The organism is Bradyrhizobium sp. DN3 (assembly GCF_041357655.1).
In the GTDB taxonomy this organism is placed as follows: Bacteria; Pseudomonadota; Alphaproteobacteria; order Rhizobiales; family Xanthobacteraceae; genus Bradyrhizobium.
On record NZ_JAULLN010000002.1, the window covers coordinates 157,733 to 172,648 of the forward strand.

General features: G+C 62.5%; 14 protein-coding genes and 1 tRNA gene. 4 read left to right on the top strand and 11 right to left on the bottom strand.

What is annotated here, in order from left to right; all coding sequences use genetic code 11:
- The first annotated feature begins 89 nt into the window (after positions 1–89).
- Both AAE027_RS04075 and AAE027_RS04080 read left to right on the top strand, forming a co-directional pair.
- Positions 90–788, top strand: a complete 699-nt coding sequence (locus AAE027_RS04075) for a histidine phosphatase family protein (protein ID WP_370985608.1) — start codon at positions 90–92, stop codon at positions 786–788.
- Positions 789–855: 67 nt separating this feature from the next.
- A complete protein-coding gene (locus tag AAE027_RS04080) occupies positions 856–1,623 on the top strand; it encodes an SDR family NAD(P)-dependent oxidoreductase (protein ID WP_091894773.1) in 768 nt (255 codons plus the stop codon).
- A 202-nt stretch (positions 1,624–1,825) separates the two neighbouring features.
- Here the strand turns inward: AAE027_RS04080 and AAE027_RS04085 are convergent, their stop codons facing one another.
- Positions 1,826–3,061 (bottom strand): serine hydrolase domain-containing protein, encoded by a 1,236-nt coding sequence (locus AAE027_RS04085; RefSeq protein WP_370985609.1) that lies wholly within the window; start codon positions 3,059–3,061, stop codon positions 1,826–1,828.
- A 149-nt stretch (positions 3,062–3,210) separates the two neighbouring features.
- On the opposite strand from AAE027_RS04085, the gene AAE027_RS04090 reads away from it, so the two are divergent.
- Positions 3,211–3,286 (top strand) — tRNA-Trp (locus AAE027_RS04090).
- 93 nt (positions 3,287–3,379) lie between these two features.
- Here AAE027_RS04090 and AAE027_RS04095 read toward each other — a convergent pair.
- The 3 genes from AAE027_RS04095 to AAE027_RS04105 form a co-directional block, all read right to left on the bottom strand.
- Positions 3,380–4,141 (bottom strand): glycosyltransferase family 2 protein, encoded by a 762-nt coding sequence (locus tag AAE027_RS04095; protein WP_370985610.1) that lies wholly within the window; start codon positions 4,139–4,141, stop codon positions 3,380–3,382.
- A 142-nt stretch (positions 4,142–4,283) separates the two neighbouring features.
- On the bottom strand, positions 4,284–4,790 hold the full coding sequence (locus tag AAE027_RS04100) for a hypothetical protein (protein WP_370985611.1): 507 nt from the start codon (positions 4,788–4,790) through the stop codon (positions 4,284–4,286).
- An 8-nt stretch (positions 4,791–4,798) separates the two neighbouring features.
- Complete coding sequence (locus AAE027_RS04105) at positions 4,799–5,305, bottom strand: hypothetical protein (RefSeq protein WP_370985612.1); 507 nt, start codon at positions 5,303–5,305, stop codon at positions 4,799–4,801.
- A 217-nt stretch (positions 5,306–5,522) separates the two neighbouring features.
- Between AAE027_RS04105 and AAE027_RS04110 the strand changes: the two genes are divergently transcribed.
- On the top strand, positions 5,523–7,130 hold the full coding sequence (locus AAE027_RS04110; protein ID WP_370985613.1) for a hypothetical protein: 1,608 nt from the start codon (positions 5,523–5,525) through the stop codon (positions 7,128–7,130).
- Here AAE027_RS04110 and AAE027_RS04115 read toward each other — a convergent pair.
- The 7 genes from AAE027_RS04115 to AAE027_RS04145 all read right to left on the bottom strand — a co-directional run bounded on the left by AAE027_RS04115 (position 7,120) and on the right by AAE027_RS04145 (position 14,912).
- Positions 7,120–8,154: a Gfo/Idh/MocA family protein gene (locus AAE027_RS04115; RefSeq protein WP_370985614.1), complete on the bottom strand. Its 1,035-nt coding sequence runs from the start codon at positions 8,152–8,154 to the stop codon at positions 7,120–7,122. The genes AAE027_RS04110 and AAE027_RS04115 overlap by 11 nt on opposite strands.
- A 3-nt stretch (positions 8,155–8,157) precedes the next feature.
- Positions 8,158–9,363, bottom strand: coding sequence for a class I SAM-dependent methyltransferase (locus tag AAE027_RS04120; protein WP_370985615.1), 1,206 nt, complete (start codon positions 9,361–9,363; stop codon positions 8,158–8,160).
- Positions 9,356–10,573, bottom strand: coding sequence for a class I SAM-dependent methyltransferase (locus AAE027_RS04125; protein ID WP_370985616.1), 1,218 nt, complete (start codon positions 10,571–10,573; stop codon positions 9,356–9,358). Before AAE027_RS04125 ends, AAE027_RS04120 begins: the two co-directional genes overlap by 8 nt.
- Positions 10,574–10,755: 182 nt before the next feature.
- A complete protein-coding gene (locus AAE027_RS04130; RefSeq protein ID WP_370985617.1) occupies positions 10,756–11,790 on the bottom strand; it encodes a lysylphosphatidylglycerol synthase transmembrane domain-containing protein in 1,035 nt (344 codons plus the stop codon).
- A 126-nt stretch (positions 11,791–11,916) separates the two neighbouring features.
- Positions 11,917–13,578, bottom strand: a complete 1,662-nt coding sequence (locus AAE027_RS04135) for a hypothetical protein (protein WP_370985618.1) — start codon at positions 13,576–13,578, stop codon at positions 11,917–11,919.
- Positions 13,579–13,681: 103 nt separating this feature from the next.
- Positions 13,682–14,269: a WbuC family cupin fold metalloprotein gene (locus AAE027_RS04140; protein WP_370985619.1), complete on the bottom strand. Its 588-nt coding sequence runs from the start codon at positions 14,267–14,269 to the stop codon at positions 13,682–13,684.
- The gene (locus AAE027_RS04145; RefSeq protein WP_370985620.1) at positions 14,247–14,912 is read right to left on the bottom strand and encodes a class I SAM-dependent methyltransferase; all 666 of its coding nucleotides are present in this window, start codon (positions 14,910–14,912) and stop codon (positions 14,247–14,249) included. The genes AAE027_RS04140 and AAE027_RS04145 overlap by 23 nt, the downstream gene beginning before the upstream one ends.
- Positions 14,913–14,916: the final 4 nt, after the last annotated feature.

The window sequence follows — 14,916 nt, forward strand, 5'->3', positions numbered from 1 at the left end:
AATTTCAAACAAGATTTCAAACGGTAAAGTGTCTTGAGACACGTTCGCTACTGACGTACAGCGACATCACACGGGATGGAAGGGTTTCGATGGCAGGCGCAGACAAGCCGAATGTGGTCATGACACGATGGTGGTGGGTCCGGCACGCGCCCGTGCGCAATGACGGCGGCAACATCTACGGCCAGTCCGACATCGCCTGCGACACCAGCGACACCTATGTGTTCAACGCTGTTGCCAAGGTGCTGCCACGCAAGGCTGTCTGGTATTCGAGCAATCTGATGCGCACACATCAGACGGCCGAGGCGATCTGGGCGGCCGGCTTTCCGCGGCCTGCGGCGATGAAATGGGAAGCGGATCTCGCCGAGCAGAATCTCGGCCGCTGGCAGGGTATGAACCGCGCCGAGTTCATCGCGAGCCGACCCGTCGGCACGAGCTGGTTCGCCGACATCAAGGAGCCTGCGCCCGGCGGTGAAAGCTTCATGGACCTCTACAACCGCACGCGTCGCACCATCGAACGGATCAATGTGGAAGCGGCCGGGCAGGACATCATCGCGGTCGCGCATGGCGGCACCATCAAGGCGGCAGTCGGCCTTGCGCTCGGTGACTTGCCGGAGCAGGGGCTCGCATTCGACATCGACAATGTGTCGGTGACGCGGCTCGATCATTTCGCAAGCCCGGAGCGCACGGTCTGGCGGTTGCCGATGGTGAACCAGCAGCCATGGATCGCCGACGCTGCGCACGCGGCGATGCACCAGCCTGCGGGACCGGAAGTCAAGAAGCTCGCTTGAGCCATTGTCCGGCCGCGCGCCTGCGGCGTAAGGTTCAAGCCAATCGATCATACTCTGGGAGAGAAACATGACCTTGTTTGACATGAAGGGGAAAGTTGCCGTCATCACCGGCTCGACGCGCGGCATCGGGCTCGCGATCGCCGAGCGCATGGCCGAGCACGGCGCCAAGGTGGTGATCTCCTCGCGCAAGGCTGACGTTTGCGAGCAGGTGGCCAAGGGCATCAACGACAGATTCGGCAAGGGCACCGCGGTCGCGATCGCCGCCAACATCTCGTCGAAAGAGAATCTGCAAAACCTCGTCGACGAGAGCAACCGCGCCTTCGGCAAGATCGACGTGCTGGTCTGCAACGCCGCGTCGAATCCGTACTATGGTCCGCTCGCCGGCATCTCCGACGATCAGTTCAGAAAAATCCTCGACAACAACATCGTCGCCAACAATTGGCTGATCTCGATGGTGGTGCCGCAGATGATCGAGCGCAAGGACGGCTCGATCATCATCGTCTCGTCGATCGGCGGCCTGAAGGGCTCGACCATCCTCGGCGCGTACGCGATTTCGAAAGCCGCCGACATGCAGCTCGCGCGCAACCTCGCCTGCGAATACGGCAAGGACAATATCCGCGTGAACTGCATCGCGCCCGGCCTGATCAAGACCGACTTTGCCAAAGCGCTGTGGGACAATCCGGAGAACCTGAAGGCCTCGACCTCGCGCTCGCCGCTCTTGCGCATCGGCATCCCCGACGAGATCGCGGGCGCGGCCGTGTTCCTGGGGTCGAAGGCCGGTGACTTCATGACCGGCCAGACCATGGTGATCGACGGCGGCGCGACGATCAGCTGAGTGCTGGCGAGTTGAAGGCAAGTAGAAGCGATCATGCCGCCCCAACACCGGTGTCATCGCCCGCGAAAGCGGGCGATCCAGTACTCCGCGGCCTTCGTTGGAGAGCTCGCTCTCACCACATCCGCTGCGGCGTACTGGATGCCCGGTCAAGCCGGGGCATGACAGCGAGAATGTGGATATTGCGTCGCTTACGTGAACAACCTCACTCCACCGCCGCGTAAACCAGATCCCGCACCAGCGTGCGCGTATAGTCGCGCTGGCCCGGGCCCTGGCTCATGAACACCGCGAACAGATCCTCCTTCGGATCGATCCAGAAGAACGTGCCGGCAATGCCGCTCCAGAAATACTGGCCGACGCTTCCGGGGAAGGGCGCGATGCCAGGCTCGCGGCGCACGGCAAAGCCGAGGCCAAAACCGTGGCCGGGCGACAGCAACGTGCCATTGGTCACAACGTGCGGCCCGAGATGATCGGACGCCATCAGCTCCAGCGTCTTGCGGCCGATGATCCTGTTGCCGTCGAGAGTGCCGCCGTTGCGCAGCATCAGGCAGAAGCGGGCATAATCCATCGTGGTCGAGACCAGCCCGCCGCCGCCGGATTCCATCACCGGATGTTCCAGCATGTTGAAGAGCGCGACCTTGTCGCCGGTCCAGGGATCGGCCGCGAACGGTTCGGCGAGCCGGCCGGCATTGGCCTCGGCTGTTGCAAAACCGGTCTCGGCCATCTGCAACGGCGCGAGGATGCGCTCGGCGAGGAACGCGCCGAGCGGCTTGCCGCTGACGACCTCGATGATGCGGCCGAGGATGTCGGTGGAGCGGCTGTAGTTGAACTCGTCGCCGGGATGGCAGACCAGCGGGAAGCTCGCCACCAGCGCGGCGTGCTCGGCATTGGTGATCTTGCGGCTGCGGACGCGGGACTCCTGATAGAGCTTGTGCACGGGGCCGTCGCCCTGGTGCTCGTAGGTCAGGCCCGAGGTGTGACGGAGCAGGTCCTGCACCGTCATTGGCCGCTTGGGCGGAACCAGGTCCAGCTTGCCGCCGCTGACCACGCCGACCTTTTGGTCGGCGAACTCCGGAATGAACTTGGCGACCGCGTCGCTGAGAAGGAGATGGCCGTCCTCGACCAGCGCCATGATGCCGACCGAGACAATCGGCTTGGTCATCGAGAAGATCCGGAAGATCGAATCGCGCGTCATCGGCGCGGCGCCCGTCGGGCTCTGCCGGCCCAGCGCCTCGAACCAGCCGATTTGGCCGCGGCGGGCCACCAGCACGGTGACGCCGGGAACAGTGCCCTTGTCGATCTCGCGCTTGAAGGCGTCCGACATAGCCTGGAGGCGGGGCCGCGACAGCCCGAGCGTCTCGGGGCGGGCTTCCGGCAAAGGCGGGGTCTGCGGCGCGATCGTGGCCTGTGGGGCGGCTGTAGCGGTCGCTGTGGCGGTCATGGGCACTCCCGGTTGCTCTTGATTATCGGGAACGACTGTGGCGCAAAAACCCCGGTACAAACAAGCGGAGCCGGCGCGGTTCACCCTTGCAAACCGGCCGTCCCCTGTGCTTGAAAGCGGCCCTGATCCTAAGGCGACGCAGGGTCTGTAGGAGTGTAGCTCAATTGGTAGAGCACCGGTCTCCAAAACCGGGGGTCGCAGGTTCGAGCCCTGCCACTCCTGCCAGTAAAATCAATCACTTAGATCAGATTCTGACGGGGTAGGGACGCGAAGGTCCCCGTTTGCGAATCACGATAGGCGAGTGGCCCTGCGCCAACGCTAGCGCGCCGGGGTCCGCTCGGCGTTGGCGGAGACTTGGCTGAGATCGACGTCGCGGATCGGAACGCGGCGCAGCAGCGAGACGATGGTGCCGCCGAGTTCGAAATAGGTGCGCAGCCGCAGTGCGCGGGAAGATCCCTTGAGCTCCGCATTCAGGCTGACCGGCACCTGCACGTAGGTGAGGCCGAGCTGGAGCAGCGAGATCAAGGCACAGATCTGATAGCCGTAGCCGTCGGCCTTGACTGCGATCTGGCGCAGCCATTTGACGGGGTAGACGATCATGCTGTGGTAGTCGGACAGCCAGAAGCCGAACAGGCAGTTCAGGATGAACCGCAGCGAATGCGATTGGATCGAGCGGTTGACGGAGCGGTCTGACTGGTTGTCGCGATAGGTGATGACGATATCGGCGGCGCCCGCCGCCTTGAACATCCTGGCGATGCCCTCGTTTTGAAAGGCGTGATCGCCGGGAATGAGGGTGATGGCATCGAATTTCGCGCGCGAGAGCGCATATTCGAAGCCGGCACCCACGCCCCGCCGTTCGGGGTTGTGATGCACGATGATGCGCGGCTCGCCGGCCGCGTACTCGTCCATGATCGCGCCGGTGGCGTCGGTGCTGCCGTCGTCGATCAGGAAGATCTCGAAATCGTCAAGCAGCTCGCGGGCGAGCGGGAGCACGCCGTCGATGGTGTCGGCGATCTTGTCCTGCTCGTTCAGCGCAGGGATGACGATCGTAAGCCTTTTTGCCGCCCTGGAAGGTGTCATCGCATGCTGCCGTTGCCGGCCACCCTATACCGTTGGGACCCCCGATTCACGCTAGGTGATCTCTGCCGGGAGAACAAGACGGACCCCGCCATTCAAGCCCGCACAAGTGAAACGAAGCCCGTGATGTGTGTGTTCCGGGCAACTAATCGGAAAAATCGTAAAGGCCGGTATCGCCGATGCCGAAGGTTTGGCGTAGCCGTCCGATGCGGCCCGCCATGTTCCGGCCTGCCGCGGTCGGCGCAAAGTGAGCACCGGTCTGTTCGACCAAGCCGCCGTCCATCAGGGTCCGGATGCGTCCCTCGAATAGATCTGGAACCTGCCGTTCGAGGATGTCGACAAGCGGGGCGCTGCCTTCAGGCCGGTCGACGAGACCAAGCAGGATGTCGAGCGAAACCGATTTGAACACTGCGCCAAAGGCGAACACATAGGCCATGACGCAAAACGCGAAAATCGAGGCGGCGTCCCAGTACTGGAATTGCGGGACGACGAGCATACCGAGCATCACGCCGAAGCCATGCGAGACGACCGCGGCGATCGCGAGCAGCATCACGGATGAAAGCGACCATGCGAAAGCGCGCGCCATGAGCTGCAGGGCAGGCGACAGCACGGCGAAGGCGAGGACGGCGATCAGTCCGACAACATAGGACATCGTGCCGCTCACCCAAGGCCCGTCGACAGACGAACCAGTTTGACGAGATGCGCGACCGCCACCCCCTTGGATGTCGGCGCCAGCCTGCCGTCTGCCGTCGTCACCAGCCTCGAACCGATCAGGAGTTTCAGGCGATTATGCGTGAAGGTGCCGAGATCGCCGCCCTGCATGTAGGCTGCGGCCCATTGCTCCAGCGTGAGAGGACGTCCAGTCTTGACCAGTGCCGTGAGCAACGTCAGCGTAAAGCCCCATGCCAGCAGGCTGAACAGGACGTAGCAAAGCATCATCGCCGTCGCCAACAGGAAGAGACCGCTGAGCACCTCGTCGAAATGGCGTTGACCGGGAAGCACGATGCAGGCGAGCACGTAAAGGACGATGACGCTGACGCAGCCCAGCCGAAAGCGGCGACCGGATCCGCCTGTGGCAGCGATGCGCGCATAGCCCAGCAGTAGAAGTGGGAAGGCGATGCTGAGACAGATCGCAGCGGCTTGCGCCGGGCCCGGTAGCATGTTCATTGCGGAAATCCCGGACGCCTCTCAGGCCCAGCCAGAGCGAAAGTCTATAGGAGGTCGTATTTTTCCGGTCAAGGGAGCCCGCCATCCCGCTCTTGCGGTCGTCACGTGGGCGTGCGAATTCTTGCCAGCGATGCCCTTCCTCTCCCGTCCGAACTCGTCCCCATTGCTGCGCGCGATAGTCGTTCTCCTCCTGGTGTTGCTGGCCGCGCATGCACCGATGCTCCTGAACGACGGCCTCTTCATGGACGATTGGCTGGTGCTCAAGCCACGTCCGGACTATTTCATCGACATCGGTTTCCTGCTGAACGGCGCCGGCCATCCGATCTTTTACAGTTACGACACGCTCGCGAATTGGACGGGCGCGCCGGTGGCCGTGATGGTATCGTTGGCGTTTGCTGGAATTGTCTTCGGCGCGGTGTGCCTGGTGCTGACGGCGACGCGGCTCGGCTTGCTCGATCGCGCCGAAGCAGTTGGCTTTGCGCTGATCGTCTGGACCTATCCCGGCTATCAGCTTTGGGCGGGAAAGGCGAACGCGGTCTACGTCTTCAGCTTTGGACTCCTGTTCGTCGGTGCATGGCTGTTGACGCTCGCTTTCAGCGCCCGGGGTCGGCGGCGTGTGTTGCTTCGCGTGGCCTGTGCGTTCGCATTCCTTCTCAGCTTCGCGCTCAACTCGACGGTCATGCTCTATGCCTTCGTCATGCTGGGACTCTTCGTTGCAAAATGGCGGAGCGAAGCCGCCGCGCATGGTTTCGTTCGTCGCACATGGCTCGCAGCCTGGCGCTGCGCTTTGGGCTATCCGGATTTGATCGTGCTTCCTCCGGTCTATGCGGCCGCGCTGAGTATCTGGTTCAAGCGGATTGGTTTGTACGCGCAGCACTATGACGCCCATTTCCCGACGCTCAGCGAGATGGCGAACGGATGGGGGGCGTTCTTCGACGCCGGCTACAGGGACGTCGTGACCCACGCGATCCGGGCGGCGATCCAGGTCCCAGCGCCCTTCATCTCGGCTGCGGTCCTCGTTGGCGTCGTCTTGCTACTGCTGCGTCCCGGTACGGAGCCAACGCCACCCAGACGCGCGACCGCCTTGCCGCTCGTGCTCGCCGTGGTTTTGTTCCTCGCATTGTCCTCGCCCTATCTGATCGCCGGCCTGCGACCCTCTTCCACGCATTTTTACGAAAGCCGTCACCTGCTGCTGTTCGGCGTGCCGGCGGCGCTGGCGCTTCTCGCGTTCAAGCGTCAGGCCGAACGTTGGATCGGACCCAGCGCCGCCTTTGCGATGTTGTTCGGATTGGGCACGATCCTGTGGATCGGAACGCTGTGGAACGATTACGTCTTCATGCAGGCGAGAACGCTGAAACAGGAGGCTCTGACGCGCGGCCTCGCCGACCGGGTCCAGCCCGCGGCGACGGTCTACGCGCTCGACGACCGCTTCTTCGACTATCCGTCACGGGACGTGCCGTTCGGCCTGGCCGAGGTCACCGGTATGCTCCGCCTCGCCTGGGGCAATCAGCCTTTCTTCGGGTTTGCTTTGCGAGCCGAGCGGCCTGACATCCTCCAGGAAATGGAGTGGAAGCGGGTCGCTCCGGGAACTGCATTCCGTCATTTCGATCCGTCGGGACCGCAGGCGACGATCTTGTTGCAGGCGGGCTCTGGAGCTGCGTCGGACCGGGCAGTGGTGCGAAGGTACTACGCGTGTCGGTTGCTGGCGCGCTGTGACGTTGCAGAGTTTCTGGCTCAACTTGCGCAGATCACGATCAAGGTCGGCCCGATCGCTGGAATCTTGCCGCTCAACGGCGCCAGCGAGGATGTCTCGCCTAGCCGCTAGCTCGCCGCTTCCAGATCGCTTCTGCAAGCGCGATGTCGGTCACCGAGTCTTGGCCGGAGGCGAGGGGTATCCGTCGTTCGACGATATCGGAGACAAAGGCATCGGCCTGGCGCCGAAATGCCCAGCTGGTTGCACGCACGAGCTGCGTGGATTCGCCGTCATGATCGAGGATGACCCGCGCCTCCTCTTCGGCGAAGGGAGGGGGCAATTCGATGGTCAGGGCACCGCGCTCGAAATTGATCGTCAGTCCCTCGCGCCAGGCGCCCTCGGACCCGTTCACCAGATCCAGCGTGCACGCGATGCCGTCGAAGTCGAGGGTGATGCGCGCAGCTCCCGAGGTCTCGACGGTGCCTTCGGCGATCGTCGGCGACCGGCCGAGCACGTAACGCGCCAGATTGATGATATGGCTGAAGACGTTCAGAAAATTGTCGTAGCCGGGGCGCATCGCGCTCGGCATCCAGTCAGGACCATCCGGCCAGAGCTCGAGCCCGTCCGGCCGCGTTTCGCCGGTCATGACGAAATTGTCCTGCGATCGGCCCGTATCGCCGCCGAAGCACCAGCCATGCGCGCCGATGATGCGGCCGAGCGACAGGTCGGCGCGGATGCGCGCCAGCTCGACCAGCGCGCGCGCCACGCCGGCGTCGTGACGTTTCATGTAGCCGACGCTGTACAGGAGCTCTTTCTGCTGCGCAGCTTCGACCAGCATCGCGGCCTGAACCGTCGTGTAGGCCATCGGTTTCTCCGACAGCACGTGCCGGCCGCTGTTCAATGCGTCCAGGACGATCGGGCCGGTGGCGCGTCGCTTCGTCACGACGACGACGGCGGAGACCTCGCTGTCCGCGAGCAACTCCCGGTGCGTGCCGTAGATGCGCGCGACGCCGAATTTCAGCGCCGCTGCGGCCGCCAGATCAGGCCGGAGATCGGCAATCGCGACGACGCGGCAGGCGGGGTTGGCAGCGAAATTGGCGAGGTGGCACATCTGGCCGACCATGCCCGTTCCGATGATGCCAATGCCTGGCCTCACTGGCTACGATCCCTCGAAGCGCTTTCGGACGACGAGGAAGTGCGCCGGCTGACCCCAGGTGTTGATGAACGCCGGGTCTGATTGGGTGAGGGCGGTGACTGCAGATGCATCCCGCCGCCCGATCGCGCCGAAGATGCGATGGAAACTGTCGAGCGTCGCAACGATGGCTTCGATGTCGGCAGCATCGTCGGCGAGAATCTCCGTCGTCCGGATCGAATCGCGCAATGCGGCGAGGCTGGAGATCACCCGGGGCAGGCTGGCGCCGAAGGGATCGTCGATCATCCCGTCGACATCGCGAACCAGCGCTTCGATCGATGCCGAGATCGCGTCGACGGCTTCGATGTTGCCGACCAGATAGAGCTTCCGTCCGCCGAGGAAGCTCAGGCGGCTGCGGCTAAGATGGCGCGCCGCGCGCCGCAGCTTCTCGTCGTCGGACAAGATCTTCTTGTGCCAGTAGACGTCAAGGCTGTCGCGATAGGCCGGCCATGCCGAATGGATGTCGAAGCCCTGTTCATGCGCCGCCGTGCATAAGGCTCTAGCGTCGAGGAAGTACCGGTGCCGAACGAAGGGATTTTCCAGCACGTCCATTAGCCAGGAGTCGAAGCTGCGGGTGTGCGGAATGCTGTTCCATTTCGCGTCGAATAGCGTCTTCGCGGTCTCCAGCGCGGGCCGACCCGTCAATGCCTTGCCGGCCGCATGGATCGCCTTGAGCGCGAGCTCGAAGAAGCCGCCATAACGTTCGTAGTAGGAAACGACGGCGTGACCGTCGGGATTGAGCAGCCGGTGGAAGATGCGGAGCCAATTTTCGGTCGGCTGCACCGTGTAGATGAATCCTTCGGCATCGATGATGTCGAAGCGACGATCGCTGCGAAATCCCTCGACATCGGACGCTACGAGTTCACGCAGACGGTCCGCCCGGCTGAATTGCGCGAAATATGCCTGAATTTTCTCGTGGGCGAGACGGTTCGGCTCGGCGAGCGTCATGTTCGCACCCCAGCCGGCAAACACCAGGGCATTCTCGCCGGAATCAGGACCGAATTCGAGCACCTCGGCATCGCGGAACAGCCGCGGCGACAGCGCCAATTTGTCCGAAAACAGTTCGCGCCGCTGACTGGCATAGGCTCCGAGCTCAGCGGACGATTTGAAATTCCCGAACGTCGGCAGAACGTTCTGGCGTTCGTAGTAGTTGAAGAGCTTGTCCTCAGCCATGCGGCGACCCTGCGACCGCCTCGAGGCGATCGAGCTCGCTCCAGATGTCGGAGGGCGCGAAGATCGAAACGATGTGCAGCGGGCGCTTCACGTTCTCTCGCAGCCGGCTGCTGACCTTGGCCTCGTTTTCCTGGTTCACGGCGAGAAGGCAGACAAGCGGATCCGGCTTGCGGGTGAGGTCCACAGGCGAACGGATCGGAATGCCGGTGCCAGGCAGGAACAGGCCCTGGCGCTCCTTCTGATCGTCGACCGAGAGATCGACGAGATCCGCCAGTTCGTGGGCATTGGTGAAGGTGCAGGCGCGGCAGCCTGCGCCATAGATGGCGATCTCGGCACCATTGGCGCGGGCCTTGGTGAGGATCGGACGCAGCCGTGCGCCATACTCCCGCGCGCGCTGACCGAATTTCTCGCCGACGCCGGATGGCGCAGGAGGCGGTGTCACGTCGCGCGCCGCTCGGCGGGCTGCAATCGCGAGGCTGCCGCCGCTGAAATTGTATTTCTTCACGGACACCGCCTCGAAGCCGTGGCGTGCCAGCAGGGCGAGCAGGGTCGGTTCGGTGAAATAGCTGACGTGCTCCTCCCAGAGGACGGAGAGGTCGCCCGCCGTCGATCCGGGGGCGAAATCGGGCACGTCGATGAACAGCAGGCCATCGTCGCGCAGCGCGATCTTCACGCAGTCGAAGAAGTTCTCGAAGTCGACGATGTGCTCCAGCACCTGGCGCGAGACGACGAGATCAAACTTGCCGGCCTGCGCGACCGCATCGTGGCATAGTGCCGGGCTGATCATGTCGGCATAGACTTTGATGCCGCGCTCGCGGGCGATCTTGCCCGATACCGGGTTGGGCTCGACGCCCACCAAGACCTTCGCGCCGCGCTCGCGCAGCTTGTCCATGAACAGGCCGTCGTTGCATCCGATCTCGAACACCGATTGAGGGCTCGAGAATTTCGCGATGGTATCGAGCTCGTCCACCTGGTGCGGTTCCGGCTTCCAGCTGCTGAAATTGTAATTGAACTGGCGATACAGGATATCGGGATCGATCGGCTTGACGATCTGCGGCAGACCGCAATCGCCGCAGGCCAGCACCTCGAACGGATACCGTTCCTCCTGCTCGTTTCGGCTATGCCGAAGTCGATGCGCAATCGGCATCATTCCGAGGTCGATCACCGGTCGCAGGTTGGTCGAATGGCAAAGGCGGCAATGGTCGGTCACTGGTCTGAGCCTGTGCAGGAATGACAGGGGAACAACAGCCCCCGAGGTGAAAACTCAACGTAGCTGAAGCCTATATAGTGGCCCAGCCTGCGCCACAATTCCTAAGTTGCCCTGTCCACCAGCGGCCGGACCAGCGCGGCGCCACACGGTGGTGTTTGAGCAAGAGCATCCGGCTCGTCCGGTCACCGCTGTAGTTCCGTCCCATGCGCCTCAGGTTCGCGCAATTGCCGTTGATGGACCGGCGCAGCAGCATCATCCCGTTCGGCGCTGACTCGTGCTTGACCGGTGCTGTAAGTCGCACGCTCCGGTGCAAGCAGCCACACAGCACCCCCGATGACGCCCACGATGAGATTGCCGAGGCCAAACAAAATTGATATCGCAAGCGCCTTGTCAGGTGCGATACCGACGAGACCGAGCGCGCCAACCATCGCTCCCTCACGAATGCCCCATCCTCCGATGGAAAGCGGGACAGCGGCCGCCACAATCACCAGCGGAACGAGGACGAATGCGTCAAGTGCGGACAACCCGGCGTCCAGGCCAATCGCGAGGGCATAACAAGCCGTAACGGTCAAAAGATGAACAACTATAGCCGAACCAAACAATGCTTTGCGTCCTGCTCGCGCGAGTAGCGGAGCCTCGAGAAGCATCGCAAATTGCACGATCCTGACGGGAAGAACTGCAGTCACTCGGGCCGGCAAGCGATTCAACATCATCAGGACAATTGCGCCGAAGTACGCGGCAGCGACAATACCTATGACGGCGACCAGCAAGACATTGTCATGGATGCGCGAGATCAAGAACGGCATTCCCGCCAAGATGAGGAAGCCAAGGGCCAGAAGGCCGATGAACCGGTCTGCGATAATGCTGCTGAGGGTCAGCGACCACTGTATGCCATGCCGCCGCAACATCCATATACGGACGGCTTCGCCGCCGGAGGGCAACACCTGATTGAACCAGGCACTCGCAAGGAGAATGCGCCACCCGGCCAGCCAATCCAGAGAAACGCCCATCGTGCGCAGGATCAAGATCCAGCGGTTGCACAGGGCGAACGTCTGCGCGAACAGCAGCAACATCGCCAGTGCGAGCATGTGTAATTTAACAGCGAGAAGGTCGGCCTTGAGTGACGAAAGATCGAGGTCGCGTGCGATCAGAACGATGATACCGGCCGAGACCATGAGCTTGGTAAGGACAATGATTGTCTTCTTGCCAGGAAGCATCGTCAGCCCGTTCCGCCCGTGATCAACCAGTTTCCTCCGGCACCGCGCATCAGCTGAACGGCACTAACTCTTGTCAGAATGAGTAGGATGATCAAGGGATGCGATAGTATGAACATCGCGGTGCGCCTATCGAGCTCCTGAAGCGGAATCTTCGCAGGCCGGTGTGGGGAGAGCCAGCAGCCAGGCGGATCCGCGTACTCCAGGCCGGCCGCAGGGTGGCCGGTATTCTGCTCTTGCCAGGGGGATCGGCAGATCGTCCTTTAGTTGCATGAGCTCGCCGCGACCTTCCGTGGCGGAAGGCGCTTCCTTGAGGACGGCCTTCAGCAGTTCGACCAAGCTGATGTCGTCGGGCTGCGGAATTCCCGGCGCAGCGCGATAGCGCCAGGTTTCTCGGCGTGGCGGGCAGGGAAAAAACTCGAGGTAGGAAACCGTGCAGTTGCCGCTCGGGACGGCGCTGGGGTTCTGAAAATCCCCGCAATAATCGGTATAGACAAACGATCGTTCGCGATTTTCATCGCGTAACATCATCTGTGCAACGTTCATGTCACTGGCGCCAAGACACCGGGACCGAAATGAGATGATGTGGCTGTTCTCAACTTGGAGCTTCACGACCTTTGGCTGGGGATCCGCAAGCAAGGCCGCCCGAACTTGCCGCTGCAGGTCTGCGTTGATCAGACCGTCATACAGCAGCCATTTTGAATCCTGCGCCATGGCCAGCGCGAAGACTGCGATCAGGCCGCCCGCGACCGCTGCGCGCAGACGCGCTGTCGGAATCATTTGTATGACGGTGGCCGCCAATATCAATATGCCGAGTTGCGAGGCGAAGAGCAGCCTCGATTCTCCCCTGGTCACGTCGCCATAGGTCCCGGTCAGGGCAAAGGGCATAGCGCCAAGAATGGCAATCGCGGCTCCCGACAAGAGCAGCACCAGCACACGCCTGATCGAGCCGCGACCCTCGAACACCCATGGCGTCCACAAAGCTCTGGAAGAGAGGAGAGCGAAACCCGCCATCGCAACCAACGTCAGCATCGTCCAGACAGTATGGCCCAGCAGCGCGGACCCATGGGAGTAGGCGTAGGACAGGCCCTGCGGGAATGCCATGAGGTGCTCAGACAGTGAGTGGCCTATGACGGTGAGGTCGCGCACAAAGCTATATTGTCCGGCGTAGTGACCGCTCTTTCCCAGGATGGTTAGACGCAGCATGATCACCGCCACGATCACCAGCCAGAACGGCGCAAGGCGCGCGAACCTACGTTTCCACGGTTCGAGAGCGGACCAGGTCAGCACGATGCGGAGCGGTTCGAGCGCGATCAGCATTTCGAGCGACAACGAGAAAAACAGAGCGATCGGCGCTGCCCATCGAAGTGCCCGCACTTTCGAATATGTCAACGCGTAGGACAGCAGGTAGAAGAGCAGGAAGAAATCGTAGACCGCGTTGAGTGTCAGGCGAATTGCATAGAACGGGCTGAGCAGGAACAGAGCGGTGACAAGTCCGGCGATCTGTCTTGTATGTGATGATCGCGACAGGATGGAGTAGAGCAGCAAGCCGTTGACTAGGTGGCAGCCCAGTCCGGCGAGTCGCGCAGCGACATCGGGAGTATCGTTCAAAAGCGCCACAAACAGCGTCATGGGAATCGCGAAGCCGGCGTGTGCCGACTCCCACAGCACGCGAGCGACGCCGATCGGACCTTGAGTCCAGTAGATGTAGTACACGGTCCAGTCGTCGCCGAAGACCTCACGCGCGAACAGCGCGGGCATGCTCGTAACAAAGGCGAGAGCCAGAGCCACGTGGACATATCCAATGCCCGATCGCGCCCGTTCTGGGAGAGCCGCTGCTTTTAGACCTGCAGTCATGCGACAATCATCGAACCCGGCGGAGCTGGCCATGGTCCTAAGCTTTGGCTCGCTTGTTCAGATATTCCGCGGCGAGCGTGCCTAGTGATGTGACATAGTCCTGGACCGCGACGGCGTCGCTACCGTCGGGCGCCCAGTCGGGAAAGGCGGTGCGGGAGGGATCGAACGGGCCGGCGGTGGTTTCGTGAAACACCAGCCACTCCGAGGTGATCAGGATCGAGTGGAAGACCTTCTCGGGCATCCGGTAATAGCACAGGGCGCCATGGCCGTAGGGCGCCATCTCGAGCACGTCGCGAATGCGGCCGTCGTCCTCGAAGATCACGACCCGGGCGGTGCCCTCGATCAGGTGAAACGATTCAGGTTTGCCAAAGTGCTTGTGGGGGCGGACATAGGCTTCGCGATGATGCACGATCAGCATCTCGTGCAGGCCGGACGAGGCATCCGGATGCGTGCATAGCCGGCTGCGCAGACGCGGATTGCCGGCGGCGATGCGTTTCAGCTCCGCGATCGTGGCATCGTCCGCCGTGACGATGGCGTCGTCCGAATAATACACTTCCGGGTTTTGCGCGCGCAGTGAGGTCAGCCGGCGCGGGCCGGCCGTCTCATTCGAAGAAGATGAAGCCATGGTCGCCCCGGTACCCGCATTTATCGTAGATCCAGGCCCAAGTTTCCGGACCGTGGAAGCTCAGGCAGGTGAGCTGCCAGTAGAGGAGGTTCGCCTTCTCGCGCTCGTTGCGGAATGATTCCACCATCAGATATTTCGAGGCGCCGCGCCCGACGCGCTCGATTTCCGACACCGCGCGGAACACGTCCTCGAGCGGCAAATTGTGGAGCACACCGAGCGACACCACGAGATCGAAGCTGTGATCGGGGTAGGGCAGCTCGACGGCGCTGCCCACCTTCAACTGCGGCCGCACCTCCTCCTTGGCGTTGGCGATGCCATAGTCGGAGACGTCGATGCCGGCGATCTTGAGGTCGGGCACGAGCTGGGTGAACTCGTAGAGCAGGTAGCCCTTGCCGCAGCCGACATCGAGCACGCTCATGCCGGGTTTGATGCCGTAGCGATCGATCAGGGTCTGGGCGAGCGGGCGCCACCGTCCGTCGTAGCGATAGCCGCCATAGCCATAGCGGCGGTCGCCGTCCCAGTAATCGCGCCCCCACTGCCGCGCCACGGTCGCGGATTCCGCCTTGTCATGCTCGACAACCCGCTGAACGTAGTTCCGCTTGGTCGACGCATGCATCGGCTGGAGCAGGTTGATCTCGGCCATGATC